24 protein-coding genes are annotated in these 23,980 nt (G+C 32.2%); 13 read left to right on the forward strand and 11 right to left on the reverse strand.

The features are described 5' to 3' along the window. Window position 1: 1 nt before the first annotated feature. The 5 genes from BUB42_RS16505 to BUB42_RS14020 are packed head-to-tail and all read right to left on the reverse strand — an operon-like array spanning window position 2 to window position 3,036. Window positions 2-298 (reverse strand): type II toxin-antitoxin system RelE/ParE family toxin, encoded by a 297-nt coding sequence (locus BUB42_RS16505; protein WP_073021474.1) that lies wholly within the window; start codon window positions 296-298, stop codon window positions 2-4. After that, the gene (locus BUB42_RS14005; RefSeq protein WP_073021476.1) at window positions 283-555 is read right to left on the reverse strand and encodes a hypothetical protein; all 273 of its coding nucleotides are present in this window, start codon (window positions 553-555) and stop codon (window positions 283-285) included. Before BUB42_RS14005 ends, BUB42_RS16505 begins: the two co-directional genes overlap by 16 nt. Window positions 556-612: 57 nt before the next feature. Continuing rightward, on the reverse strand, window positions 613-2,028 hold the full coding sequence (locus BUB42_RS14010; RefSeq protein WP_073021477.1) for a CCA tRNA nucleotidyltransferase: 1,416 nt from the start codon (window positions 2,026-2,028) through the stop codon (window positions 613-615). A gap of 24 nt (window positions 2,029-2,052) precedes the next feature. Continuing rightward, complete coding sequence (locus tag BUB42_RS14015; protein WP_073021479.1) at window positions 2,053-2,436, reverse strand: GxxExxY protein; 384 nt, start codon at window positions 2,434-2,436, stop codon at window positions 2,053-2,055. A gap of 36 nt (window positions 2,437-2,472) precedes the next feature. Next, window positions 2,473-3,036: an L-threonylcarbamoyladenylate synthase gene (locus BUB42_RS14020; RefSeq protein ID WP_084118353.1), complete on the reverse strand. Its 564-nt coding sequence runs from the start codon at window positions 3,034-3,036 to the stop codon at window positions 2,473-2,475. A gap of 68 nt (window positions 3,037-3,104) precedes the next feature. Between BUB42_RS14020 and BUB42_RS14025 the strand changes: the two genes are divergently transcribed. Next, window positions 3,105-4,061 (forward strand): WaaS/CpsH family glycosyltransferase, encoded by a 957-nt coding sequence (locus BUB42_RS14025; RefSeq protein WP_073021482.1) that lies wholly within the window; start codon window positions 3,105-3,107, stop codon window positions 4,059-4,061. A gap of 12 nt (window positions 4,062-4,073) precedes the next feature. Here BUB42_RS14025 and BUB42_RS14030 read toward each other — a convergent pair whose 3' ends face one another. Continuing rightward, the gene (locus tag BUB42_RS14030) at window positions 4,074-5,216 is read right to left on the reverse strand and encodes a glycosyltransferase (protein ID WP_073021483.1); all 1,143 of its coding nucleotides are present in this window, start codon (window positions 5,214-5,216) and stop codon (window positions 4,074-4,076) included. Between the two features lie 225 nt (window positions 5,217-5,441). Here BUB42_RS14030 and BUB42_RS14035 point away from each other — a divergent pair, with 225 nt between their 5' ends. Continuing rightward, window positions 5,442-6,200: a lipopolysaccharide kinase InaA family protein gene (locus BUB42_RS14035; RefSeq protein WP_073021485.1), complete on the forward strand. Its 759-nt coding sequence runs from the start codon at window positions 5,442-5,444 to the stop codon at window positions 6,198-6,200. A gap of 48 nt (window positions 6,201-6,248) precedes the next feature. Here the strand turns inward: BUB42_RS14035 and BUB42_RS14040 are convergent, their stop codons facing one another. From BUB42_RS14040 to BUB42_RS14050, 3 genes are read right to left on the reverse strand one after another with little or no spacing between them, the layout of a single operon-like run. Further along, a complete protein-coding gene (locus BUB42_RS14040; RefSeq protein WP_073021486.1) occupies window positions 6,249-7,313 on the reverse strand; it encodes a glycosyltransferase family 9 protein in 1,065 nt (354 codons plus the stop codon). A 22-nt stretch (window positions 7,314-7,335) separates the two neighbouring features. Further along, entirely contained in the window at window positions 7,336-8,316 is a 981-nt protein-coding gene (locus BUB42_RS14045) for a glycosyltransferase family 2 protein (RefSeq protein WP_073021488.1), read from the reverse strand. A 36-nt stretch (window positions 8,317-8,352) separates the two neighbouring features. After that, on the reverse strand, window positions 8,353-9,168 hold the full coding sequence (locus BUB42_RS14050) for a 2,3,4,5-tetrahydropyridine-2,6-dicarboxylate N-succinyltransferase (RefSeq protein ID WP_073021490.1): 816 nt from the start codon (window positions 9,166-9,168) through the stop codon (window positions 8,353-8,355). A gap of 167 nt (window positions 9,169-9,335) precedes the next feature. Here BUB42_RS14050 and BUB42_RS14055 point away from each other — a divergent pair, with 167 nt between their 5' ends. The 4 genes from BUB42_RS14055 (at window position 9,336) to BUB42_RS14070 (ending at window position 11,903) form a co-directional block, all read left to right on the forward strand. After that, on the forward strand, window positions 9,336-9,569 hold the full coding sequence (locus tag BUB42_RS14055; RefSeq protein WP_073021492.1) for a hypothetical protein: 234 nt from the start codon (window positions 9,336-9,338) through the stop codon (window positions 9,567-9,569). After that, entirely contained in the window at window positions 9,559-9,840 is a 282-nt protein-coding gene (locus BUB42_RS14060) for a type II toxin-antitoxin system RelE/ParE family toxin (RefSeq protein WP_073021494.1), read from the forward strand. Before BUB42_RS14055 ends, BUB42_RS14060 begins: the two co-directional genes overlap by 11 nt. A gap of 44 nt (window positions 9,841-9,884) precedes the next feature. Then, on the forward strand, window positions 9,885-10,301 hold the full coding sequence (ruvX, locus tag BUB42_RS14065; protein WP_073021496.1) for a Holliday junction resolvase RuvX: 417 nt from the start codon (window positions 9,885-9,887) through the stop codon (window positions 10,299-10,301). Between the two features lie 105 nt (window positions 10,302-10,406). Further along, on the forward strand, window positions 10,407-11,903 hold the full coding sequence (locus BUB42_RS14070; RefSeq protein WP_073021497.1) for a malate:quinone oxidoreductase: 1,497 nt from the start codon (window positions 10,407-10,409) through the stop codon (window positions 11,901-11,903). Between the two features lie 60 nt (window positions 11,904-11,963). Here BUB42_RS14070 and BUB42_RS14075 read toward each other — a convergent pair whose 3' ends face one another. Beyond that, window positions 11,964-14,177 carry an FUSC family protein gene (locus tag BUB42_RS14075; protein ID WP_073021499.1) on the reverse strand — a complete coding sequence of 738 codons (2,214 nt, stop codon included), beginning with the start codon at window positions 14,175-14,177 and terminating at the stop codon, window positions 11,964-11,966. Window positions 14,178-14,372: 195 nt separating this feature from the next. On the opposite strand from BUB42_RS14075, the gene def reads away from it, so the two are divergent. The 4 genes from def (at window position 14,373) to BUB42_RS14095 (ending at window position 18,195) form a co-directional block, all read left to right on the forward strand. Next, window positions 14,373-14,960 (forward strand): peptide deformylase, encoded by a 588-nt coding sequence (gene def, locus BUB42_RS14080; protein ID WP_073021500.1) that lies wholly within the window; start codon window positions 14,373-14,375, stop codon window positions 14,958-14,960. Window positions 14,961-15,040: 80 nt separating this feature from the next. Next, the gene (locus tag BUB42_RS14085) at window positions 15,041-15,529 is read left to right on the forward strand and encodes a DUF5606 family protein (protein ID WP_073021502.1); all 489 of its coding nucleotides are present in this window, start codon (window positions 15,041-15,043) and stop codon (window positions 15,527-15,529) included. A 78-nt stretch (window positions 15,530-15,607) separates the two neighbouring features. Beyond that, on the forward strand, window positions 15,608-16,387 hold the full coding sequence (mazG, locus tag BUB42_RS14090; protein WP_073021503.1) for a nucleoside triphosphate pyrophosphohydrolase: 780 nt from the start codon (window positions 15,608-15,610) through the stop codon (window positions 16,385-16,387). A 359-nt stretch (window positions 16,388-16,746) separates the two neighbouring features. Beyond that, the gene (locus tag BUB42_RS14095; protein ID WP_073021505.1) at window positions 16,747-18,195 is read left to right on the forward strand and encodes an APC family permease; all 1,449 of its coding nucleotides are present in this window, start codon (window positions 16,747-16,749) and stop codon (window positions 18,193-18,195) included. Between the two features lie 5 nt (window positions 18,196-18,200). Here BUB42_RS14095 and BUB42_RS14100 read toward each other — a convergent pair whose 3' ends face one another. Further along, window positions 18,201-18,881 (reverse strand): Crp/Fnr family transcriptional regulator, encoded by a 681-nt coding sequence (locus BUB42_RS14100; protein ID WP_073021566.1) that lies wholly within the window; start codon window positions 18,879-18,881, stop codon window positions 18,201-18,203. A gap of 107 nt (window positions 18,882-18,988) precedes the next feature. Here BUB42_RS14100 and BUB42_RS14105 point away from each other — a divergent pair, with 107 nt between their 5' ends. The 3 genes from BUB42_RS14105 to ccoN all read left to right on the forward strand — a co-directional run bounded on the left by BUB42_RS14105 (window position 18,989) and on the right by ccoN (window position 23,973). After that, window positions 18,989-21,427: a heavy metal translocating P-type ATPase gene (locus tag BUB42_RS14105; RefSeq protein ID WP_073021568.1), complete on the forward strand. Its 2,439-nt coding sequence runs from the start codon at window positions 18,989-18,991 to the stop codon at window positions 21,425-21,427. Window positions 21,428-21,544: 117 nt separating this feature from the next. Beyond that, a complete protein-coding gene (gene ccoS, locus BUB42_RS14110; protein ID WP_073021506.1) occupies window positions 21,545-21,748 on the forward strand; it encodes a cbb3-type cytochrome oxidase assembly protein CcoS in 204 nt (67 codons plus the stop codon). Between the two features lie 47 nt (window positions 21,749-21,795). Beyond that, window positions 21,796-23,973: a cytochrome-c oxidase, cbb3-type subunit I gene (gene ccoN, locus BUB42_RS14115; RefSeq protein ID WP_073021508.1), complete on the forward strand. Its 2,178-nt coding sequence runs from the start codon at window positions 21,796-21,798 to the stop codon at window positions 23,971-23,973. Window positions 23,974-23,980: the final 7 nt, after the last annotated feature.

Consider the following 23,980-nt stretch of genomic DNA (forward strand, 5'->3'; position numbering starts at 1 on the left):
TTTATTTTTTGGAGAAATTTTGAGGATTTTGTCTGGTATCCCAGATGTCAAGGACAACAATTTCATTTGTTGTTATTATGTAAATTACTTCAAAATGGCTAATAATGACAAATTTAATTAAGTCATTTTTGGTTGAATTTCCAAATTCCGGAAATTTTAAGACAACAGCCAAATTAGAATTAATAAGCTGATTTAATTTATTACTGTAAACTTTAGACTTATTGCGATTATTCCAATAGTTTAATATATTTTTTCTGGAATTTCTTGCTTCAATTGACCAAACTAATCTTCTAACCATTCTTGTATTTCTTTTTGCGCTTCCTCATCTGAAATACAATCACCATTTTGATGCTGTATCATAGCCTTGTCAATTTTGGCCTGCTCCACATCACTAAAAACTCTTACTTCTATTAAATTTTGATAAATAGATGGCCGTTCATTAACGTGATAACTATCGGAAGCTTCAATTATTTCTTTTATTCTTAAAAGTAAATCAAGATTGGAACTTTCAATAATTTTTTGAATTAATTCTATTTTTAAGTCAGAAGTTATCATATTATTAAATTTTAGCAAAATTAATTAAAAGCACTGAAAATAAGAGAGAAACATAAGTTAAACTTTGTTTAATCCCATTTTCCCGCCTTTTTTCAAAACAAATTCGTAAGCAGCTTGATATTCATTTGGAATTTCGCCTTCAATTATTGCTTCTTTTACCGCTTCTTTTAGTATTCCAATCTCTTTCGAAGGTTTTAAATTAAAAATCATCATAATTTCCTCTCCAGAAATAGGCGGCTGAAAATTCCGAACCTGATCGCGTTCTTCCACTTCGACAATTTTTTTTCTAACGATTTCAAAATTGCTATGATATTTCTTGAATTTGCTTGGATTTTTTGTGGTTATGTCTGCTTCGCACAAAGTCATCAAATTTTCAACATCTTCGCCAGCGTCAAAAACCAAGCGTCGCACAGCAGAATCAGTTACCATTTCTTGAGACAAAACAATTGGACGCGAACTCATCATGACCATTTTTTGGACAAATTTCATTTTGTGATTCAGTGGCATATGCAAACGCTCAAATATTTTTTTAGCCATTTTACCACCAAGGAATTCATGTCCGTGAAAAGTCCACCCTTGTTTTTTAGCAAAACGTTTTGTGGGAGCTTTCCCAATATCATGCAATAAAGCTGACCAACGGAGCCAAACATCATCTGTATTCGGGCAAATATTATCAACGACTTCTAGTGTGTGATAAAAATTATTTTTGTGTGTATGGCCTTCAATTTCTTCAACGTTGTTTAATGCTGTTAGTTCTGGTAATATAATGTCTAATAAACCCGTTTCAAATAATAATAGAAATCCAATAGAAGGCTTTTCTGTGGAAAGGATTTTATTCAATTCATCAACAATCCGTTCTCCAGAAATAATCTTGATTCGTTCCGCATTTTTAGTGATTGATTGTAATGATTTTGCTTCAATTTCAAAATTCAATTGTGTTGCAAATCGTATGCCGCGTAACATTCGCAAAGGATCATCAGAGAAGGTAATATCAGGATCTAAAGGAGTTTTGAGTGTTTTCTTCTCGATATCTTTTAAACCGTCAAAAGGATCGATTAAATCGCCGTAATTATTTAAGTTCAATGAAAGAGCCAACGCATTTATTGTAAAGTCACGTCTGTTTTGGTCGTCTTGTAAAGTTCCGTTTTCCACCATTGGATTTCGGCTGTCGTGAGTATAGCTTTCTTTTCGAGCTCCAACAAATTCAATATCAATTTCTTTGTAGCGCAACATTGCTGTTCCATAGTTCTTAAAAACTTGAACTTTAGGTTTGTTAGGAAGCAATTCAGAAACTTTTAAAGCCAGTTCGATTCCGCTACCAACAGCGACAATATCAATATCTTTCTTGAAGTCTCTTTTCAAAATTAAATCTCGCACAAAACCACCAATCACGTAACTCTCTAAGTTAAGTTCTTGAGAAGCTTGCGAAATGACGTCGAATATTTTATCGTTTAAGGCTTGCTTGTAATTCATGTTATTATACCGCAAATTCGCAAATTATTTTTTTGAATCAATAATTCGTTTATACTCTAGTGAAATTAGATTGAAATTAGCTAATAAAGCAAGTTTGTTTCCGGAAATCTTTAAATAATTTAGACACTGATTATAGTGACTATTATTAAAACAATCAGTAGTTTTTATTTCAAGAATTATTTTATCATAAACGACAAAATCAGCATAAAATTTATGTTTTAAGATAGTGTTTTTGTAAGCAACAGAAAACTCTTTTTCTCTTTCGTAAGGTATATTATTTAACTGAAATTCATATTCAATAGCATCTTTATAAACGATTTCAGAAAATCCTTTACCAAGATTTTTATGAACCTCAAAAAGAATCCCGACAATTTTATAGCATTCTTCCTTATATATAATATCGTCCATAATTGTAAGATTTAAATTTGCGAATTAGCGGTAAAATTACTTTCTTATAATTTTAACCTGACTGTCTAAACCTAATTTAATTATCGTCGACGGTTTTCCCCCCATTTTTTCAGGTTGCAAATTTACAACATAGTCCACGCCTTTTATAATTTCGGCGCTAATTTCTTTAAAACTTTTTGGAGCGGGTTGCCCAGAAATATTAGCCGAAGTAGAAACCAATGGTTTTTTCATTCGTTCTAATAATTTAAAACAGAAAGGTTCTTTTACAATTCTAATTCCTAAAGTATTATCGGCCGCAATTAAATTTGCCGCTACATTTTTTGGTTTATCTAAAATTAGGGTTGTAGGATTCTCTGATAATTCGATGATTTGCCACGCAACTTCGGGAATGTCTGCAAATACATTATGCATCATTTTATCACCATTCATCAAAACGATCATATTTTGTGATTCCACTCTTTTCTTGAGTTGATAAATTTTGGCAACAGCTTCGGGATTTGTTGCATCACAGCCTATTCCCCAAACGGTATCAGTGGGATAGAGGATAATTCCGCCTTCTTTTATTATTTCGTAAGATTTGTTAAGTTCGTCGTTAATCATTTTAAATATTGAATTGTTAAATAACTTTCTATTTTTGTGCATTGCAATTATTCGCAAAGATAAGCATTATGACAAAAATTAAAAAAATCGCAATTATTGCAACTCATTCATTTGGTTATATTGATTTTATTGTTGATCGATTAAATTCAATCGATAGTGTCGATTTGACTTATGTGAACATAGATTCAATTGCCTTTTCTTACAAAAATTTTTATTCAAGGATAAATAATTTCTTTTCGAAATTTTTTTTATTAGGAAATTTAAAGGATAAAAATAGAACGAATTACATTAATAATATTGTGAAGAATAAAGGTTCTTTTGATCAAATACTGATTATTCGGCCCGATAAGCTAGAAAAAGATTTATTAATTTATTTACGTGAAAATGCTGTTGAAATGACCTGTTACTTATTTGATGGAATTGAAAATTATCCAGAACAGCAAAATACTTTACAATTTTTCGACACTATTTACAGCTACGACAAAAATGATGTAAAAAAGTATAATTTTCAGTTTTTGACTAATTACATTTACGATAACGAAATCAAAAATATAACTCCACGCCAAACCGTATTTCATATATCTTCATATGATAAAAGATTTCCAATGCTTCAAAATTTAGCTACTAATTTTGAACTTAAAAATATTTCTTATCTTTTTATTGTGAGAAAAGATAGTGGTCATTTCAATTCCAAGATAAATCTAATTAAAAATTATCTATCAATTCAGGAGGTAAAAAATCATATCGCCGAAAGTACTATTTTAGTTGACATCCAAAAGAATAATCAGCAAGGTTTAAGTTTTCGCATCTTTGAAGCGTTAGGTTACAATAAAAAAATCATTACTAATAATGAAGATATCGTTCGTTATGATTTTTATAATGTAAACAATATTTGGGTGATCACAGAAGATAATCTTGAGATTCCTCAATCATTTTTTGAAACCAAGTATAAACCAATAGACGCTAGTGTTTTAAGAAAATACATGTTGGCTAATTGGATCGAAACAGTGTTCAAAGTTAAGTAAACAATGAAGTAATTAATTTCTTAACATGGAATTGTTATCGTTTGAAGAATCATTCATAGTGTCCGTATAAAGCTTTTCATAATTTTTCTTTAAGGTGTTTAAATCATGATTCTTTTTCACTGCAGCCAGAGCATTATTTGTAAATTTTTCTTTTAGTGAAGGATCATTAATTAGTTTGATGACACAGTCTGAAAGCGTATTCGAATCTTTGATTTCAGCTAGAAACCCAGTTTTTGCGTCAATCACAACTTCGGGTATGCCACCTGCTTTTGTTGCAACTATAGGAACTCCACATGCCATAGCTTCATAAATTGACAATGGTAATCCCTCCGTTATAGAGGTAATTAGGAAAATATTGAATTCGGGTAATAGATCCAAAACATTACTTCTATACCCCGCAAAAATTAAGTCATTGCTTAAATTATTTTTTAAAGAATAGGATTTTAAATTATCAATTAACGATCCCTCTCCGATAACTATAAATTTTATAGGAATCATTTTTTCGTTTTTTTGGAGCACTTTTTTTGCTGTATCAATAAAAGTATAAATGTCTTTTTGGTTGGTTAAAGAGGCAATATTTCCAATGATCAAAGTTTCTTGAGGAATATTAAACTCTTTGTGTAAAATATTTTTATGCTCTTTTGTTTCAAATTTTTTAACATCTATAGCATCATAAATCGTAATCAAGCGATCTCGATCTTTAATAATGTTGTAAAAAACAGCTTCAACTGCTTTAGAGACACAAATAATTTTTTTAATGCTTTTATGAGAATATTTATATTTATTTAAAAATTTATCTTTAATGGGATTATTTCTCTTTCGACTAAAAATTAAATTAATAGAATTATATAAAAATTTCTTAGCAATTAGCCCTGCATTAAGTGCAGTAGAATCATGAATGTGAAGAATATCGACCTTACAATCCTTACAAATTTTGATTATCGCAAAAATTAAATTTATAATCTTAAAAGCATTTTTTCTGTATGTAAAATATTTTATATTTTCCTTCTCGCACATTTTTGCAAGCACTGAATTTTCAGGACAGAGAATATATTGTGTTATGTTTTTATCATCTTTTAGAAGGTTGTAAATTGTATACATTTGATTGTCACCACCTCGTAATTCTGTGATGGATGTAATGTTTAATATTTTCATTTTTTGATACGGCCTACGTTACTTTAGTTTTAAGTGTAAAAGTATAAAAAAATGGTAAGCTATTTTTCAAATAACAAATAACCTGAAATCACAAAAATTTTACAGACTAAAAATTTCTTCTTGCAAGATAAGAATTGATAGTGTGCCGGAGAAATGTAAAAAGTAATGCTATTTCTCAGCCATGATTTCTCTATTTTTACACATTATTAATCAACTCAAAATTAAATGTTATTAAAGGTTCGTTCTAGGTATGAAGAAAAAGCAATCGAAAATTGTATAATTAATTTTAATTCAACGGGAAGTCTTTTTGGAGACGGGCAACGCAATACCATAAAACTATTCGAACTAGACGGTAAAACAATAAATATAAAATCATTCAAAATTCCACATATAATTAATCAAATCGCCTATAAATATTTTAGAAAATCAAAAGCCAAACGCTCTTACGAATATGGGATTAAATTGCTTGAAAACGGAATTGGAACACCAGAACCAGTCGCTTACGCTGAAAATTTTGGTATTCTAGGACTTCAAGAAAGTTACTATGTTAGTGAACACCTATCCAGCGATTTGACTTTTAGAGAATTAGTACAAATTCCTAATTTTCCGGATCACGAAAATATTTTGAGACAGTTTACTAGATTTACAATTGATTTGCATGAAAAAGGCATTGAATTTCTTGATCATTCGCCTGGAAATACTTTAATTAAAAAAGTTTCAGAAAATGAATATTCATTTTTCCTAGTTGATTTAAATAGAATGAATTTTCATGATACCATGGATTTTAATATGAGAATGAAAAATTTCAGCAGGCTCACGCCCAAAAAAGAGATGATCGCGATCATGAGTAATGAATATGCAAAGTTGTATAGCATTCAAAACGAAGCAAATATTTTTGAAAAAATGTGGTTTTATACAAATGATTTTCAAGAAAAATTTGAAAGAAAAATAGCGAGAAAAAAGAAACTTTTATTTTGGAGATAGGAATTTTACGATTATACTTTTTGATCTAATTTCTCTTTCAAGATCAAATCATACTGCATGCGTTCTTAAAAAAGTTTCTAAAACGGGATAAATTAATTCAGGACTAAATTCTTTATAAAATAGCGCATTTTCCTTTTTTACCATTTTAGCAGATTTATTAATAAACAATTCTGGTTTAAATTCTTCCAAATGTACCGAGACATGCTTGATACCATCTTCAAATGTAGCCCAACCTTTTTTATCGATCCAAGGCGAAAAAATAATGAATGAGGGTTTCCCTAAAGCTTTAGCCATATTTATTGCGCCTCCATCATTACCAATTATAAGATCGCAAGAATTCATAATTGCAATAAATTCTCTTATATTTTTACCCAAAACTTGTGGATATAGTTTAGATTTAGTTCCTTCGTTACAGGCATCGTAAATTACCGTGGCTTCCTCTTTTTGCGACGGCATATAATTAAATAGCAAATTAATATTGCCTTTAGAAGCTATAAAATCAAGAAGTTTTGACATATAAAGCAGTGGATAAGTTTTATCTAAACTACTGCCTAAAATGCTTAGCATGATTGTTTTTTTTGACTGATTTACCGCATGTAAATTAAAAAGTGAAGTTGCATATTCATGCTCCTTTTTTGTAGCGTAAATTTGAGGAAAATTATCTAATTCAATTTTTAAATGTAAAGGTTCCAGCAGTGCTAATCGTTGGTCAATTATTAATCCTAAATTTGATTTGGATGTTTTTGTTCTTTCAACAGTGTTAGTGTATAAGAACTCTCTACCCCTTTTTTTATATGATATTTTTTTCTTAGCACCTGAAAACAATACCACAAGCCAACTTTCAAGTTTGGAATATGCATCTATTACTATATCATATTTTTCTTGATGAATAGATTTTATTAACTTGAAGTATTCCCATTTGCTCGTTTGATGCTTCTTTTCGAAGAGGATTAAACGATTAAAACTGGTGTTTCCTTCTAAAACAGCCTTTGTAGATTCGTAAACCATATAATCAATTATGGCAGTTGGGTAGGCTTTACGTAAATTATCACATAAAATAGAAGTCACTAAAACATCTCCAATCATTTTTTGCTGAATTACAAGTATTTTCATTTAAAAAGTTTTTGAAAAAAAATTAAACTTTTGTTTTTAGGTAATTTATTGCTCGCGGACTAATCCATGTTTTATTTACTAGCGCATTCCAATAATAAATAAATAGGTTCTTGAGCATTAAAGGATTCACTTTTAATTTTGGAATAAAAAACAAAATTAAACTTAAAATAGATAAAAATATCTTCTCTAAAAGGACTCCTGCAATCAATAAACTTTGTAGATATAGTTGAATTAATGTTGAAAATTGATTGCTGATATAAACATGTTTGGAAATAATTACTTCTGTTTTTGTCAGTGCTTTTGTTTTCACATTTAATCTAGAAGCCCCACCATGCTGATGAAATATAGTTGTTTCTCTGGTTACTGCTACTTTTCCTCCAGCATCGGTTACTTTTTTACAAAGATCAACATCTTCAAAATATAACCAGTAGTCTTCGTTCCATCCTTTAATTTTATTAAACCAGTCCCGATTTATAAAGATCACTGCGCCGGTTACCCAATCAGGATAAAATAGATTATTGTTGTTGTTAAAGCGCTTGTTTAATAGCTTTTTATTAAACTTTCTAAAAAGGGATCGCGAAATTCCGAAAAACCGACCAAAAGCTGGAAATAAATTTGTCTGTTTATATAAAACATCATTTTCATTTATCTGCAAGCAAGACAAGATTCCGATTTCAGGATGTAAGATAGCGTTGCGTAATAAAATTTCTAATGACTCAAGAGTGAGTTTTGTATCTGGATTTAAGAAAAGAAAATGGTTTCCCTTAGCAACGCTTGCAGCAATGTTGCAACCATTTGAGAAACCATTATTACCAGAGTTTTCTAAAAAATTGAATTTGGAATATTTTTGTTTAAAAATAGTGAATTGCCCGTCATTAGAAAAATTGTCAACTATTATCACTTCAAAAGAAAAAGTTTTAGAAATGATTAAGTTAATAGATTCTAAACATAGATCTAATGCTTTCCAACCGCGATAATTAACTATAAGTATTGAAATATCCAATTGATTTTATTGTAAAATATTTAACATAGAAATGCTTTAAACCGCTACGTCATATTCTCTCAAAGCATTGTTTAAAGAGGTTTTTAAGTCAGTAGATGGTTTACGCGTCCCAATTATCAATGCACATGGAACTTGGAAATCTCCGGCTGGAAACGACTTTGTATAACTTCCAGGAATAACAACGGATCGTGCAGGAACAAAACCTTTCATCTCAACAGGCGTATCGCCAGTGACGTCAATAATTTTTGTAGACGCAGTCAAACATACGTTAGCACCTAGAACCGCTTCTTTACCCACATGAACTCCTTCAACAACAATACAACGAGAACCTATAAAAGCACCATCTTCAATAATTACGGGAGCTGCTTGTAATGGTTCAAGAACACCACCAATTCCTACACCACCGCTCAAGTGAACGTTTTTTCCAATTTGTGCGCAACTTCCTACTGTTGCCCATGTATCCACCATAGTTCCTTCGTCAACATAAGCACCAATGTTTACATAACTTGGCATCAAAATTACACCACTTGATATGTATGCTCCATAACGCGCGACTGCATTGGGAACTACGCGAATTCCTTTTTCGGCAAAACCTCTTTTTAAGAGCATTTTGTCATGGTATTCGAAAATTCCAGATTCCCATGTTTCCATTTTTTGAATAGGGAAGTACATCACAACAGCTTTCTTTATCCATTCGTTAACTTGCCATTTCTCGCCAACTGGCTCAGCTACACGTAATTTACCAGTATCTAGTAATTCAATAACTTCCCGGATGGCGCTGGTAGTTGTAGTTTCTTGTAACAAAGCACGGTTTTCCCAAGCTTGTTCTATAATCGTTTGTAATGGATTCATGTCTAAAAATTTTTAGCCAAAGATAGGATTTTTAACTAAAAGCAAAAAAGCAAAATGAGTTGAAAATGTTACAGATTTAACTTCTTGTTTGATTGTCTTTATACAAGAAGTAAGTTTAGATTTTATTTTGTAAAAATTTATATCTTTGTATAGTAAACGAAAGTATCATGGAAACAATTATATTAGAATTTCAACCAAGAATAAAAGCTAAAATTTTAGAGTTATTGAGTTCGTTTTCATCTGATGAACTAAAAATTGTTCAGGAAGATCCTAATTTCGATGAGAACAAGGAAAAACTAGATATTGCATATGCTAAACTCAAAAGCGGAAATGAAAAATTGTATACAGTTGAAGAAGCTGATGCAATTTTAGACAAAATATTTTCTGAATATGATAGTTAATATCTCAAATGAATTTTTAAAACTATTGACAGATCAGGTTCGTTACATTTATAAGGATAAGCCTAGAGCAGCTTTCAAATTCAGAAAAGATTTACTTAAAAATATTAAAAAAGATTTAAAGCACCCCCTTCATTACAAAAAGTCAATTTATTTTGATAGTGAAAATATAAGAGATTACGTTTTCAAGGGCTATACTTGTGTTTATGAAATTAATATACTACAAAACACCATTTTTGTTTTCGGATTTATCAAATATAAAGATTCACTTTAGGTTTTATAAATCATCATTTTTACCTTTGATAAAAATATAGATAAATGCCTAGAATTCTCTCCATAGATTACGGTCAAAAACGAACTGGGATAGCGGTTACCGATGAAATGCAAATCATTGCATCTGGATTAACTACAATACCAAGTGCTACAGCAATTGCTTTTTTAAAAGATTATTTCAGTAAGGAAAAAGTAGAAGCAGTTCTGATAGGTGAACCCAAACAAATGAACGGTTTGCCATCAGAAAGTGCGTCAATGATAAAAGGTTTTGTTACGCATTTTACCAATCATTTTCCTGAAATGAAAGTTATTAGAGTCGATGAACGATTTACTTCAAAAATGGCTTTTCAATCGATGATTGATAGCGGTATGAAAAAAAAACAGCGGCAAAATAAAGCACTTATCGATGAGATCTCTGCAACAATTATGTTGCAAGATTATTTGACTCAAAAAAGATATTGAGTAAATCTTACCGCTAAATCTAAGTCTCATTCCCTACTTTTTAACAATTTATTGTTATATTTTTTTTAGTTTTATAAAGTATCTTTGTGCCTTAAAATTTTTGTCATGCCAGATACAACCATCCGCACAAATAGCGACGTAGTTCTTATAGGAGCTGGAATTATGAGCGCTACTCTAGGTATAATCCTTAAGGAATTACAACCTGATATTACAATCGAAATTTACGAGCGTTTAGATATTGCAGCCGCAGAAAGTTCTGATGCTTGGAATAATGCAGGAACGGGACATTCTGCTTTTTGTGAGCTTAATTATACTCCTGAAAGTGAAGATGGAAGTGTAAGTGCAAACAAAGCAATAAGCATAGCAGAATCCTTCGAAGTATCTCGACAGTTTTGGGCTTATCTTGTTCAAGAAAATAAAGTCTCATCTCCTGAAAATTTTATAAAAAGTATTCCACATCTAAGTTTTGTATGGGGTGATAAAAATGTTGCCTATCTCAAAAAGCGATTTGAAGCGCTACAATCTAATCCTCTTTTTAAAGAAATGGTTTTCAGTAAAGATTTAAGTCTATTGAAACAATGGATGCCGCTCGTTATGGAAGGCCGAGATGAATCAGATAAAGTTGCAGCAACATCAATGTCAATTGGTACCGATGTGAATTTTGGAGAATTAACTAGAAATATTTTTGGGTATTTAACTAAATTAGATGGTGTCACAATCCATTTTCATCACGAGGTTACAAAATTGAAACAGCGTGAGGATAAATTGTGGAGAATCAAAATTACTGATTTGGCTTCAGGCCAAAAGAAAAAAGCATATCCAAAATTTGTTTTCATCGGGGCTGGAGGTGGTTCGCTACCATTACTAGAAAAAGCTAACGTTATAGAAGGCAAAGGATACGGTGGTTTCCCGGTAAGCGGACAATGGTTGAAATGTGTTAACCCAGATGTGATTGCAAAACATCAAGCAAAAGTTTATGGAAAAGCAAGTGTTGGCGCTCCGCCTATGTCAGTTCCGCATATTGATTCCCGAATGATAAATGGAGAAAAACAACTACTTTTTGGTCCTTTTGCAGGTTTTTCAACGCGTTTTTTAAAGAACGGTTCGTATTCTGATTTACCGTTGTCGATAAAACCAGATAATATTATACCAATGATTGCTGCGGGTATAAAGAATATTCCGCTCACTAAATATTTGATTGACCAAGTGCGGCAGTCCCCAAAAGACAGAATCAATGCACTAAAAGAATATGTTCCTAGTGCTAAAGCGAAGGACTGGGTTTTAGAACGAGCTGGACAACGGGTTCAAGTGATCAAGAAAGATGAAAAAGAGGGAGGAATTCTTGAATTTGGCACTGAAGTAATTACGACTCAAGATGGTTCGTTATCTGTTTTACTTGGCGCTTCTCCTGGCGCATCTACTGCAGTTTCCATTATGATTGATTTAATTGAAAGATGTTTTAAAGATCAATTTAAAACAGCTGAATGGCAAGAAAAGTTAAAAGTAATGATTCCTTCTTACGGGCACAAACTAAATGAAAACCCCGATTTATTAGCCGAAATTCGAAAAGAAACCGCGGCAGTTTTAAAATTAAATACATAAAATATAAACTTAAAAAACGGCGCTTACTTTTAAAAACTTTTTAAATTAGCGCCATTTTTACTAGGTATTTTTAAGTGTTTTTGTTGCTTTAACAATATTTCCGGATAAGTTAATTAACCACACTAGTTGCTCAATTACTAATTGTGCTTCTTGCATTTTTAATTGAAAGTCTTCTGGATTGAACTTTTCTCCTTCTTGTAATTCTTTTTCTCGAATATTTTTTAAGGCAGTAAAATGTATAGACAAATCTTTTTGCGCTATACTTTCATCATAAATTTCAGTAGTGTCGTTTAATACTTCAATTGCGTTTTTTAAGTTATTATCGACAGTTTCCACTACAATATTAAATGCTTCCGAGGCTGACGAAGTTTTATGGGATTGGATATAAGTTCCTAATGAAGCTAAAGAAGAAAGCAAAGAGTGGTTTAGAACAGCTAATTTATAAACTTGCGGTAATTGTCTTTGTTTCGATTTTGGTTCTTGCGACATTCTTTGAAACGACGCCATCAAATTTCCTATTTCGATGAAAGCATTTTTTCGTGCCAAACGATAGGAAGTAGAAATACTACCTTTCTTGTTATAGAATAGTGCGATTTCTTTTAAATATTCTTGGTTTGCAGTAATCGATTTCTTTAAATGGATAGGCGTGTTTACAAACTCCCACGTAGGAAATAAAAAATGATTGGCCATAAATGCTAAAACCGCTCCTACAAGTGTATCTAAAATTCGGTATTGAACTAAATCGCTAATATTGGGTGTAACTATTCCGTAAATAAAAACTACATACATTGTAATAAATGTAGCGCTTACTTTATAATTTATTTGTGTGAAAGTAAATCCAAGAAGCATGCAAATTATGGCGAGTATGCTGATAAACAAATTATCACTCATAAAGTATAAAATCCCAAAAGCAATTAACCCACCAATAATTGTTCCTATCATTCTTTGAAAAGAACGCGCTTTTGTTAAGCCATAGCTAGGCCTCAGAATTACGATTATTGTAAGTAGTATCCAATAAACATTTTGAAATGGTAAAAAAGCACCAACAACAAAACCAAAGAGTAATGTTATTGTCAATCGCAATGAATGTCTAAAAATTGAAGAGGAAAAACTAAAATTCTGAGTCAAGGTACTCAACGGATAATAATGAGGAGCTAAAAATTTCTCTAAATCTTTGTCTTTTCCTTTCAAATCCTGTAATCGGGAACCAAGTGTAAAAGCGTGTTCAATGATTTTTATTTTTTCAATCTGTTTTTCAGCATATTGCAACATTGTCGTTAACATAAAAACTCCTTCCACAGCAGCAGTTTTCTCTAAATCACTTTCATAAGTTAAAATTGCATGACTTAAAGAATTAAGATCATGTAGTAAATCGTATTTGGACGTGTATAAAGTTTGTTTTCTTACACTTTTAGATAATTGCTTTATACTTGCAGCAAGGTTATACGCTAAACTTTGATAAGTCAATAGCACTTTTGGATGCTCATCAAATTTTTGATGTAACTTATTATGGTCAAATGCCGTTGATAATGCTAGCTCAAGAATTTCTACTAACGAGATGAAAACCAGTAGCATTTTCCGATTTTGATTGGAAGAACCAGAAGTAGTTGAACTTCTAATAAGTACCTCTCTGATGTTTTCATGAATGGTATTTAACTCCACTTGAAGATGCAGTTGTTTTTCAATAATCAATTTTCTATCGGCATTGAGAGTCCACAAATCTCCCCTCAGTTTGAGATATTTTGCAGTAAGTTTGATACATTCAGCTATTTGTAATTCAATATATCGGTTTGGTCTAACGTAATAAAAAACTAATGAAATTAAAAGGTAAAATAATCCACCTGCAAGAATTAATCCAGCATGCTCTACCATTGCCCAACCTGTATTTAAGTTGGAAAATGCAATTGAAACGGCAAGCAATCCAGAAAAAGAAGTCATTGTAGCACGATGTCCATAAACAGAAATCATCGACAACATGAAAATTAAAATTGCTAAAAATGGATAAAAAATCCAACTGTGAGGATACATTATATTAACCAACAGATTAATAACAGAAACCAATAAAGCAGTAAATAAGACGCCATTAATTTTATGTTTTAGACTGCTTGGAATATCGCTTGGATAAGTAAAAAATGCGCCTAAAGCAATAGTAAATCCAATCCTAAACTCGCCTAAAAGAGAAAATAAAACCACAGGAATTACTGCTGCTATTGTAACTTTCAACGCATTTGTGAAATAAATAGAATCTATAAATATTTTGATTTTTTGTAGCATAATATTGTGTCGTAGCAAAGGTAAGATTTGTATGAATTATTCAAACAATAAAGGCAGCTCTTTTAACATAAATTGTTAATATTAGCTAATAATGAACTGTGGATTATTCATTGTCTAATTTTTTACTATTTTTGCAGACTCAAATAAATGGAAATGAATTTCCATTTCGACAGATAATATTTTAATGCAAGACTAATGATTTTACCAATTATAGGATATGGCGATCCAGTTTTAAGAAAAACTGGAGAATTACTTACCCCAGAATATCCCAACTTGAAGGAAACAATCGCTAATATGTATGATACAATGTACAACGCCTGCGGTGTTGGACTCGCTGCGCCTCAAATAGGTTTAGCAGTTCGTTTATTTGTAATCGACACAACGCCATTTAGTGATGATGAAGAGCTGAATGATGCAGAACAGAAGCAGTTACAAAGCTTCAAAAAAACTTTCATCAATGCTAAAATGATAAAAGAAGAAGGCGTAGAATGGACTTTTAACGAAGGCTGCTTGAGTATTCCTGACGTGCGTGAAGATGTTTATCGAAATCCTTCAATAACGATTGAATACTGTGAGGAAGATTTTGTGATTAAAACGGAAGTTTTTGACGGATTAATTGCGCGAGTTATTCAGCATGAATACGACCATATTGAAGGAATTTTGTTTACTGATAAAATTTCTTCACTAAAAAAACGCTTGATTCAAAAAAAACTAAAAAATATCATCGAAGGAAAAACGTTCCAAGAATACCGAATGAGATTTTTTGGTAAAAAAGGAAGATAATATTCGTCAATCCTTGGTATGATTTTTGGTTTTAAACCAACAACTAAATAAATCAAATTCTTAATTATAATTACAAAAAAATGAATTTAGAAAAAATATTGGCTATTTCTGGGAAACCAGGTTTATATGTATTACAAGTACAAACGCGTACTGGATTTGTAGCAGAGTCATTAGTTGACGGCAAAAAAATCACAGTTAATTTGAAAAGCAATGTCAGCTTATTATCTGAAATCTCGATTTACACTTTTGAAGCGGAGAAACCATTGTCTCAAATCATGCAGATTATTGCTGATAAGGAAAATAAGGGACAAGCTATTTCTCATAAAGAGGACAACGCAACTTTAATTGCTTATTTCAAAGAGATTTTACCTGATTATGACGACGAGCGCGTTTATCCATCAGACATCAAAAAAGTTTTAAATTGGTACAATATGCTTCAATCAAAAGGATTACTGGTTGATTCAGTTCCAGCAGCAGTTGAAACCGAAGAAGTTGATTCTATTGTCAATGAAACTGAGGTTGCAGCCGTTGACGTTCCAGCAAAAGCCAAAAAAGTCGCAAAAAAATAATTTTACGTTTAGTATAATTTAATCCTGTTCAGCTTTATTTCTGAACGGGATTTTTTATTTTTACCAAAAATATTCGCTATGAACTCTAGACCAACCCAGCTTCAAGCTTTCGAAAGATTATTAAACATCATGGACGATTTAAGGGAGAAATGCCCTTGGGACAAAAAGCAAACGATGCAAAGCTTGCGTCATCTAACAATTGAAGAAACTTATGAACTAGGAGATGCTATTTTAGATAATGATTTAAACGAAGTCAAGAAAGAATTAGGTGATCTACTTTTACATTTGGTTTTTTATGCTAAAATAGGAAGTGAAACTAATGATTTTGATATAGCAGATGTTTGCAATGAAATTTGTGAAAAACTCATTCATCGCCATCCGCATATTTACAGCGATGTTGTTGTAAAAGATGAAGAAGAAGTAAAGCAAAATTGGGAAAAATTAAAGCTAAAAGAAGGTAAAAAATCGGTTTTAGAAGGAGTTCCTAAAAGTTTACCTGCACTGGTAAAAGCGAGTAGAATACAAGACAAGGTAAAAGGAGTGGGATTTGACTGGGAGGAATCGCACCAAGTTTGGGATAAAGTACAAGAAGAATTAGCCGAACTGCAAGTTGAGGTTGAGGCAGGCGATCAGGATAAAATTGAGGCTGAATTTGGAGATGTGTTATTTTCGATGATTAACTATGCTAGGTTTCTAAAAGTAAATCCTGAGGATGCGCTAGAACGAACCAATAAAAAATTTATCAAACGCTTTCAATACTTAGAAAGTAAAGCGGGAGAATTAGGAAAACCCCTAATGGACATGACCTTAGCTGAAATGGATGTTTTTTGGGAAGAAGCGAAGAGGCTTCCCAAATAAATTGGAATTGAAAATCTGTGATTTTCAAATTTCCAAATTTTGGGAAGAAGCGAAGAGGCTTCCCAAATAAATTGGAATTGAAAATCTGTGATTTTCAAATTTCCAAATTTTGGGAAGAAGCGAAGAGGCTTCCCAAATAAATTGGAATTGAAAATCTGTGATTTTCAAATTTCCAAATTTTGGGAAGAAGCGAAGAGATTATAGTGTTCAGTTTTCAGATTGCTGTGTTTAATGTTAAGTGTTTATTTTTTTAGTATTCAGAAAACAGAAAACAGAAAACAAAAAACAAAAAACAGAAAACCCAAAACGGAAAACCCAAAAATCGATTTGTAATAAACAGTATTAGTAATTAATTATAAATGTCAGAAAATAAAACCGAGTTAAAACGTTCTTTAGGATTAATAGATGCTACGAGTTTAGTTGCTGGATCGATGATAGGTTCAGGGATTTTTATAGTAACATCAGCGATGGCTCGAGATATTGGTTCTGCAGCTTGGTTATTAGTGATTTGGATTGTAACGGGTTTAATCACTGTAGCAGCAGCATTAAGTTATGGCGAATTAGCTGGGATGATGCCTAAAGCGGGAGGACAATTTGTTTACATTCAGCGTGCTTATGGCAGGCTCGTTTCATTCCTTTACGGCTGGACGGTTTTTACAGTAATTCAAACGGGAGTTATCGCTGCGATTGCGGTTACATTTGCTAATTATGCTGCTATTTTTTTTCCTGTGTTAGATACATTACTTTTTAAAGTAGGTCCAAATTTCACTTTTTCATATCAAAAAGTAGTAGCGATTTTAAGTATAATTCTGCTGACTTATATCAACACCAAAGGAGTGGAAAGTGGAAAAACGGTACAGCTGATTTTTACTTCGGCTAAATTGATAGCCCTTTTTGCGTTGATAATTTTGGGTTTATACGTAGGTCTACAAACTACTATTTTGACCGATAATTTTGCAAACATGTGGGATGCTAGTAAAACAGTTGTAAATCCAGATGGCACTATTAAAGTGACAAAACTTGCAGGAATGGCACTTCTTGGAGCTGCGGGAGCAACAATCATTAATTCACTTTTTTCTAGTGATGCGTGGAATAATGTAACTTTTATTGCGGGCGAAATTAAAGAACCCAAAAAAAATATCCCTCGCAGTTTATTCCTTGGAACTTTAATTGTTACAGTAATCTATGTTTTAGCAAATTTTGCTTATTTGGCTTTATTGCCAATTCACGGAACACCTAATGCTACTGATATTAGCAGTAGCGGAATCATGTTTGCCAGCAACGATAGAGTAGGAGCGGCAGCAGCTAGCATGATTATGGGAAATATAGGTGTTTTTGCAATGGCTGCATTAATAATGGTATCCACCTTTGGTTGCAACAGCGGCCTAATTCTTTCGGGAGGTAGATTATTTTTTGCTATGGCAAAAGATGGACTTTTTTTTAAACAAGCAACTCAGCTGAACAAAAACCAAGTTCCCGCTAAAGCTTTGTGGGTACAATGTATCTGGGCTTGTATTTTATGTGTTTCGGGTAAATTTGGAGATCTGCTTACTTATGCCACCTTTGCATCACTATTGTTTTATGTTTTAACAATTTTAGGGGTTTTTATTCTTAGAAAAAAAGAACCAAATGCTGACAGACCCTACAAAGCTTTTGGATATCCAATTGTGCCAGCAATTTATATAATTGTAACAACAGCAATTTGTTTGACGCTACTCATTTATTATCCTTTAAATACTGGTTTGGGTTTATTCATTGTTTGTCTTGGAATTCCAGTATATTATTTGGCAATGAACAAAAAGGAGTAAAAAAATTAATCTGCTATTTTTTTAAGTTTATTGATGTCTTTTAAAATAATTTTTTTTCCATTTAACTCAATCAAATCTAATTTTTTAAAATCAGATAATAAACGAATACAACTTTCAGTAGCAGTTCCTATCATACTCGCTAGTTCGTCTCTCGAAAGTTGGACTTTGAGTGAATCATCTTCATTTTTGCCAAATGTATTATGCAAATATAGTAGTGTTTCAGCTAGTCGTTCTTTAACCGTTTTTTGGGCTAAATTAACTGTGTGATCATCAGCTTCTTTTAAGTTGCCACAAATAGTTTTCATGACATTCATTGAAAAGTGATTGTTGTGATCAAAGAACCCCATCATGTCTGACTTTGGAATAAAACAAACCTGCATGTCTTCGAGGGCAACAGCACTTAAATTTACGGGTTCTTCACTTATCATCGAGCGTTGGCCTAATAATTCGCCTTTTGTTACTAGCTTTACAATATGATCTTTACCATTTGCACTAAGTTTCGTCAGTTTACAAATTCCATCTTTAATACAATATATTCCATTTACATGTTCTCCCTCTTCAAAAATAACTTCCCCTTTTTTGATAACATGAGATGTTTTGCATTCGGATAATTTTAGTAATTCGGCTTTTGTAAGTGCTTTCAAAGAGCTAAATTCTCTAACGATACATTGTTCACATTTACTCATCATCTTCTTTCTTTACGTGCCACAAAAGTACTGCTTATATATGATAATTATCATATTTTAGTTAACAATCGTTTAAGTACTTTGCATCAGGTAAAATGAGTAAAGTTATGGACACACAAAACTGTTTCCATTGTGGTTTAGATATTGTAAAAGAAAACGAAATAATTTTTGACGATAAGAGTTTTTGCTGCAACGGTTGTAAAACGGTGTACGAAATTTTTAATCTAAACGATATGACGTGTTATTATGATTTTGAAAAATCCCCTGGAGCAACCCCCCAAGATATTAAAGGAAAATATGATTTTTTAGACAATGAAAATATTGTTAACAAACTGTTGGAATTCCAAGAGAATTCAACCGCTATTATTTCGCTTAGCATACCACATATACATTGTAGCTCGTGTATTTGGATTTTGGAAAATTTACAGCGTCTTCAAAAAGGTATAAGTACTTCACAGGTTAATTTTCCGGAAAAGAGAGTTAGAATTACCTATAATCCAGAGGTAACTTCTATCAAAACTATTGTTTACTTACTCAGTTCCATTGGTTATGAACCCTACATTAGTTTAGAAAATTATGAAACTGGTAGTAATAAAGTTGATCGCACTTTAACTTATAAATTAGGAGTTGCTTTCTTTTGTTTTGGAAATGTTATGTTGCTTTCCTTTCCAGAATATTTCGAAGTAAAAGAATATTGGTTAGATCAATACCGTGGTTTTTTTAGATGGCTAATTTTTGCTTTGGCAATGCCAAGTTTTTTCTACTCCGCTAGTGGATATTACGTTTCGGCTTATAAAAGCATCAGGTCCAAAATGCTTAACATTGATATTCCTATCGCTTTAGGAATTGTTGTCATGTTTGTGAGAAGTGCTTTTGACATTATCATGGACTATGGTTCTGGTTTTTTCGACAGCTTAACAGGACTTATTTTCTTTATGCTTTTAGGGAAAATGTTCCAAATTAAAACCTATAGTTTTTTAAGTTTCGAAAGAGATTTTAAATCTTATTTTCCAATTGCTATCACGAAAATTAATTCTGATTTATCAGAAGTCAGCGTGCCTATTTATGAAGTCATAAAAGGCGACCGATTATTGATAAGAAATCAAGAATTAATTCCTGTGGATGGAATTTTAATTTCAGAAAGAGCAGAAATCGATTATAGTTTTGTTACTGGAGAGGCAGTTGCTATTGAGAAAAAGTCAGGTGATAAAGTTTTTGCAGGAGGTAAGCAGATAGGAAAAGTTATTGAAATGGAAGTGCTGCACTCGGTGTCTCAAAGTTACTTAACGCAATTGTGGAGTAATGATGTGTTCCAAAAAAATGTTGAGCAAAAACATAAAACGATTACCGATAGAATTTCCCATTATTTCACCCCTATACTTTTACTAATTGCTTTTGCAAGTTTTGGCTACTGGATTACAATTGACGCAAACACAGCTTTCAATGTACTTACTGCAGTTCTCATTGTAGCTTGTCCTTGCGCACTTGCGCTAACTGCTCCCTTTACTTTTGGAAATGTATTGCGAATTTTAGGTAAACAAAAATTTTATCTTAAAAATGCTTTGGTTATTGAACAACTATCTAAAGTAGATACTATAGTTTTTGATAAAACAGGGACAATTACCACTAATAAAAAATCTAATATTTCTTTTGAATCCTCCTCCATCACTGCCAAAGAAGGGAAGTTAATGACAAACTTAACAAATGGGAATTTAGCATTAGTAAAAAATGCACTTCGCGGTTCAAATCACCCATTAAGTAGGATGCTATATGATTTTTTACCTGAAGTGGAAAAATTGAATATTGATGTTTTTGAAGAAATAACTGGAAAAGGAATTAAAGCTTGTATTAATGGAATCGAGGTTTTAATTGGCTCAAGTGAATTAGTCAAAGACTCTAATTTGTCTGCTTCTTCTCTCTCTATTTTAGAGAAGATTGAGGAGGGGAAAACATCTGTTCACATAAAAATTGATGGAATATATTATGGAAAATATATTTTTAAGAATCAATATCGGGCTGGTTTAGAGCAATTATTTGTTGTTTTGGATAAACAATATGAAATCAAAGTTTTATCAGGTGATAATGATGGCGAAAGGAAAACTCTAGAGCAACTTTTGCCGATAGGCACAGAATTAATATTCAACCAAAAACCAGAGCAAAAACTAGAGTTCATTAAAAAATTACAGCAAGAAGGTAAAAATGTAATGATGGTAGGTGATGGATTAAATGATGCTGGAGCATTGGCGCAAAGCAATATAGGAGTATCCATCTCTGAAAATGTAAATGTTTTTTCACCTGCTTGTGATGCTATTTTAGATGCTACTGAATTCCAAAAATTAAACTACTTTTTACAACTGTCAAAGAATTCAATAACAACTATTAAAATGAGTTTTACGCTTTCGCTATTATATAACCTTATAGGATTATACTTCGCTGTTACGGGGAATTTGTTGCCTTTAGTAGCCGCCATAATCATGCCGTTAAGTACAATAACAATTGTCAGTTTTGTTACTGCAATGAGTAGCTATTATGCAAGTAAAAAATAGAATTGTGACTTCTAGAGCGTTAAGGTTTCACAATTATTTAACAATTGTTTAAAAGCATGATAAATGTCATGTTTTAGGCGAATATTCCACAGTAATTTTGTTACAATAATCTAGGATATGAGTGTCATTTATTTATTAATTACTATTAGTATAATTATCGCAATCGGCTTTTTTATTGCTTTTATTACCGCAGTAAAAACAGGTCAATATGATGATGATTACACACCATCAGTACGAATGCTCTTTGATGACGAGCTTTTAAAATCAACTAAAAAAGAAACTACGGTTGAAAAAAATGAGGATCATAATCTAGAAGAATAATTCCAAGATAATTGCCCTTAAAATTTAAATAATAAACAAATTTAATTATGGAAATGCAGCAGTTTTATTATGACAACAAAATTGTAAAGAAATTCATTTACGCTACAATCCTTTTTGGAGTAGTGGGAATGATTGTTGGTCTCACACTTGCTTTTATGTTTCTTTTTCCTAACATGACCGACGGAATATCATGGTTAAGTTACGGTAGATTGAGACCGCTACACACGAATGCTGTTATTTTTGCCTTTGTTGGTAATGCTTTTTTTGCAGGAATGTACTATTCTATGCAACGTTTACTAAAGGCCAGAATGTACAGTGATTTATTAAGTAATATTCACTTTTGGGGTTGGCAATTTATTATTGTAGCCGCCGCTATTACTCTGCCGTTAGGTTTTAGTAGTTCTAAAGAATACGCCGAATTAGAATGGCCTATAGATATTGCAATTACGATCATTTGGGTTGTTATGGGAATCAATATGATTGGAACCATGATAAAGCGTCGAGAACGTCACTTGTATGTCGCAATCTGGTTTTATATAGCAACATTTGTTACAGTAGCAGTTTTACATATTTTTAATAACTTAGAGTTACCAGTTTCAGCTTTCAAGAGTTATTCTGTTTATGCTGGTGTTCAAGATGCCCTTGTTCAATGGTGGTATGGTCATAATGCAGTTGCATTTTTCTTAACCACACCCTTTTTAGGATTGATGTATTATTTTGTGCCAAAAGCCGCAAATCGTCCTGTCTATTCTTATAGATTATCTATTGTTCACTTCTGGTCATTAATTTTTATTTATATATGGGCTGGACCACACCATTTACTATATTCTGCTTTGCCAAACTGGGCGCAAAACTTAGGTGTTGCATTTTCTATTATGCTACTTGCGCCATCTTGGGGTGGTATGATCAACGGACTTTTAACGTTGAGAGGTGTTTGGGATAAAGTACGCGTCGATCCTGTTTTAAAATTTTTCGTAGTCGCAATTACTGGTTATGGAATGGCCACTTTTGAAGGACCTATGTTATCTCTTAAAAACGTAAACGCAATTGCGCATTACACGGATTGGATTATTGCTCACGTTCATGTAGGTGCATTAGCGTGGAATGGTTTCTTAGCATTTGGTATGATTTATTGGTTGGTTCCTCGAATGACTAAAAGTAATTTGTACTCTATTAAATTAGCGAATTTCCATTTTTGGATTGGTACTCTAGGTATTATTTTATATACAATTCCAATGTATGTTGCTGGTTTTTTACAAGCTTCAATGTGGAAACAATTCAATCCAGACGGAACTTTAACTTACGGTAACTTCCTTGAAACGGTAACTCAAATCATGCCTATGTATTGGATGAGAGCTATTGGTGGTACTTTATATTTAACAGGAATGCTTGTTTTAGTGTATAACATTATTCAAACAATAAGATCAGGTTCTACAATTGAAGATGAATTAGCCGAAGCTCCAGCATTAGTTAGGATAAGTGCTAAAAGAGTGAAAGGTGAAAAACTTCATCCTTGGTTGGAAAGAAAACCAATTCAGTTGACAATTTTAGCTACTGTGGCAATTTTAATTGGTGGTGTGATCCAGATTGTACCTACTATTATGGTAAAATCTAATATTCCAACAATTACAAGTGTAAAACCATATTCTCCGCTTGAACTAGAAGGTCGTGATTTATACATTCGTGAAGGATGCGTTGGGTGTCACTCGCAGTCTGTTCGTCCATTCCGTAGTGAAGTAGAGCGTTATGGCCCTCAGTCAAAAGCTGGTGAGTTTGTATACGATCATCCATTTTTATGGGGATCTAAACGTACAGGACCCGATTTATTGAGAGTAGGTAGAAAATACAATGACAACTGGCATTTCAATCACTTTTGGAATCCACAAAGTATATCAGCTGGCTCAATTATGCCCGGATATAAATGGTTATTTGATAATGAACCGATGGATATTTCTTTGACTCAGAAAAAAATGAAAGCGATGGTAACACTTGGTGTGCCTTACACAGATGCTGAAGTTGCAAGTGGCTTAGATGATTTGAGAAAACAAGCCATTGCAATTGAAGAAAGTTTAAAAAACGATCCTGATTTTGTAAAAAGCTATGAAGAAAGTAAGCAAAAAGCAGCAGCACGGGGAGAAAAATTTGTTCCAATGAATGAAAGAGAAATTGTAGCCCTAATTGCTTATATGCAACGTCTTGGAACAGATATCAAAGTGAAAAAATAGTTCTTAA

Origin of the sequence: Flavobacterium micromati (assembly GCF_900129585.1) — a bacterium.
GTDB lineage: Bacteria > Bacteroidota > Bacteroidia > Flavobacteriales > Flavobacteriaceae > Flavobacterium > Flavobacterium micromati.

Excerpts from the sequence above, each read along its gene's own strand:
- BUB42_RS16505 (WP_073021474.1), bottom strand. The coding sequence starts at position 298 with ATGGTTAGAAGATTAGTTTGGTCAATTGAAGCAAGAAATTCCAGAAAA.
- BUB42_RS14005 (WP_073021476.1), bottom strand. The coding sequence starts at position 555 with ATGATAACTTCTGACTTAAAAATAGAATTAATTCAAAAAATTATTGAA.
- BUB42_RS14010 (WP_073021477.1), bottom strand. The coding sequence starts at position 2,028 with ATGAATTACAAGCAAGCCTTAAACGATAAAATATTCGACGTCATTTCG.
- BUB42_RS14015 (WP_073021479.1), bottom strand. The coding sequence starts at position 2,436 with ATGGACGATATTATATATAAGGAAGAATGCTATAAAATTGTCGGGATT.
- BUB42_RS14020 (WP_084118353.1), bottom strand. The coding sequence starts at position 3,036 with ATGATTAACGACGAACTTAACAAATCTTACGAAATAATAAAAGAAGGC.
- BUB42_RS14025 (WP_073021482.1), top strand. The coding sequence starts at position 3,105 with ATGACAAAAATTAAAAAAATCGCAATTATTGCAACTCATTCATTTGGT.
- BUB42_RS14030 (WP_073021483.1), bottom strand. The coding sequence starts at position 5,216 with ATGAAAATATTAAACATTACATCCATCACAGAATTACGAGGTGGTGAC.
- BUB42_RS14035 (WP_073021485.1), top strand. The coding sequence starts at position 5,442 with ATGTTATTAAAGGTTCGTTCTAGGTATGAAGAAAAAGCAATCGAAAAT.
- BUB42_RS14040 (WP_073021486.1), bottom strand. The coding sequence starts at position 7,313 with ATGAAAATACTTGTAATTCAGCAAAAAATGATTGGAGATGTTTTAGTG.
- BUB42_RS14050 (WP_073021490.1), bottom strand. The coding sequence starts at position 9,168 with ATGAATCCATTACAAACGATTATAGAACAAGCTTGGGAAAACCGTGCT.
- BUB42_RS14055 (WP_073021492.1), top strand. The coding sequence starts at position 9,336 with ATGGAAACAATTATATTAGAATTTCAACCAAGAATAAAAGCTAAAATT.
- BUB42_RS14060 (WP_073021494.1), top strand. The coding sequence starts at position 9,559 with ATGATAGTTAATATCTCAAATGAATTTTTAAAACTATTGACAGATCAG.
- ruvX (WP_073021496.1), top strand. The coding sequence starts at position 9,885 with ATGCCTAGAATTCTCTCCATAGATTACGGTCAAAAACGAACTGGGATA.
- BUB42_RS14070 (WP_073021497.1), top strand. The coding sequence starts at position 10,407 with ATGCCAGATACAACCATCCGCACAAATAGCGACGTAGTTCTTATAGGA.
- BUB42_RS14075 (WP_073021499.1), bottom strand. The coding sequence starts at position 14,177 with ATGCTACAAAAAATCAAAATATTTATAGATTCTATTTATTTCACAAAT.
- def (WP_073021500.1), top strand. The coding sequence starts at position 14,373 with ATGATTTTACCAATTATAGGATATGGCGATCCAGTTTTAAGAAAAACT.
- BUB42_RS14085 (WP_073021502.1), top strand. The coding sequence starts at position 15,041 with ATGAATTTAGAAAAAATATTGGCTATTTCTGGGAAACCAGGTTTATAT.
- mazG (WP_073021503.1), top strand. The coding sequence starts at position 15,608 with ATGAACTCTAGACCAACCCAGCTTCAAGCTTTCGAAAGATTATTAAAC.
- BUB42_RS14095 (WP_073021505.1), top strand. The coding sequence starts at position 16,747 with ATGTCAGAAAATAAAACCGAGTTAAAACGTTCTTTAGGATTAATAGAT.
- BUB42_RS14100 (WP_073021566.1), bottom strand. The coding sequence starts at position 18,881 with ATGAGTAAATGTGAACAATGTATCGTTAGAGAATTTAGCTCTTTGAAA.
- BUB42_RS14105 (WP_073021568.1), top strand. The coding sequence starts at position 18,989 with ATGGACACACAAAACTGTTTCCATTGTGGTTTAGATATTGTAAAAGAA.
- ccoS (WP_073021506.1), top strand. The coding sequence starts at position 21,545 with ATGAGTGTCATTTATTTATTAATTACTATTAGTATAATTATCGCAATC.
- ccoN (WP_073021508.1), top strand. The coding sequence starts at position 21,796 with ATGGAAATGCAGCAGTTTTATTATGACAACAAAATTGTAAAGAAATTC.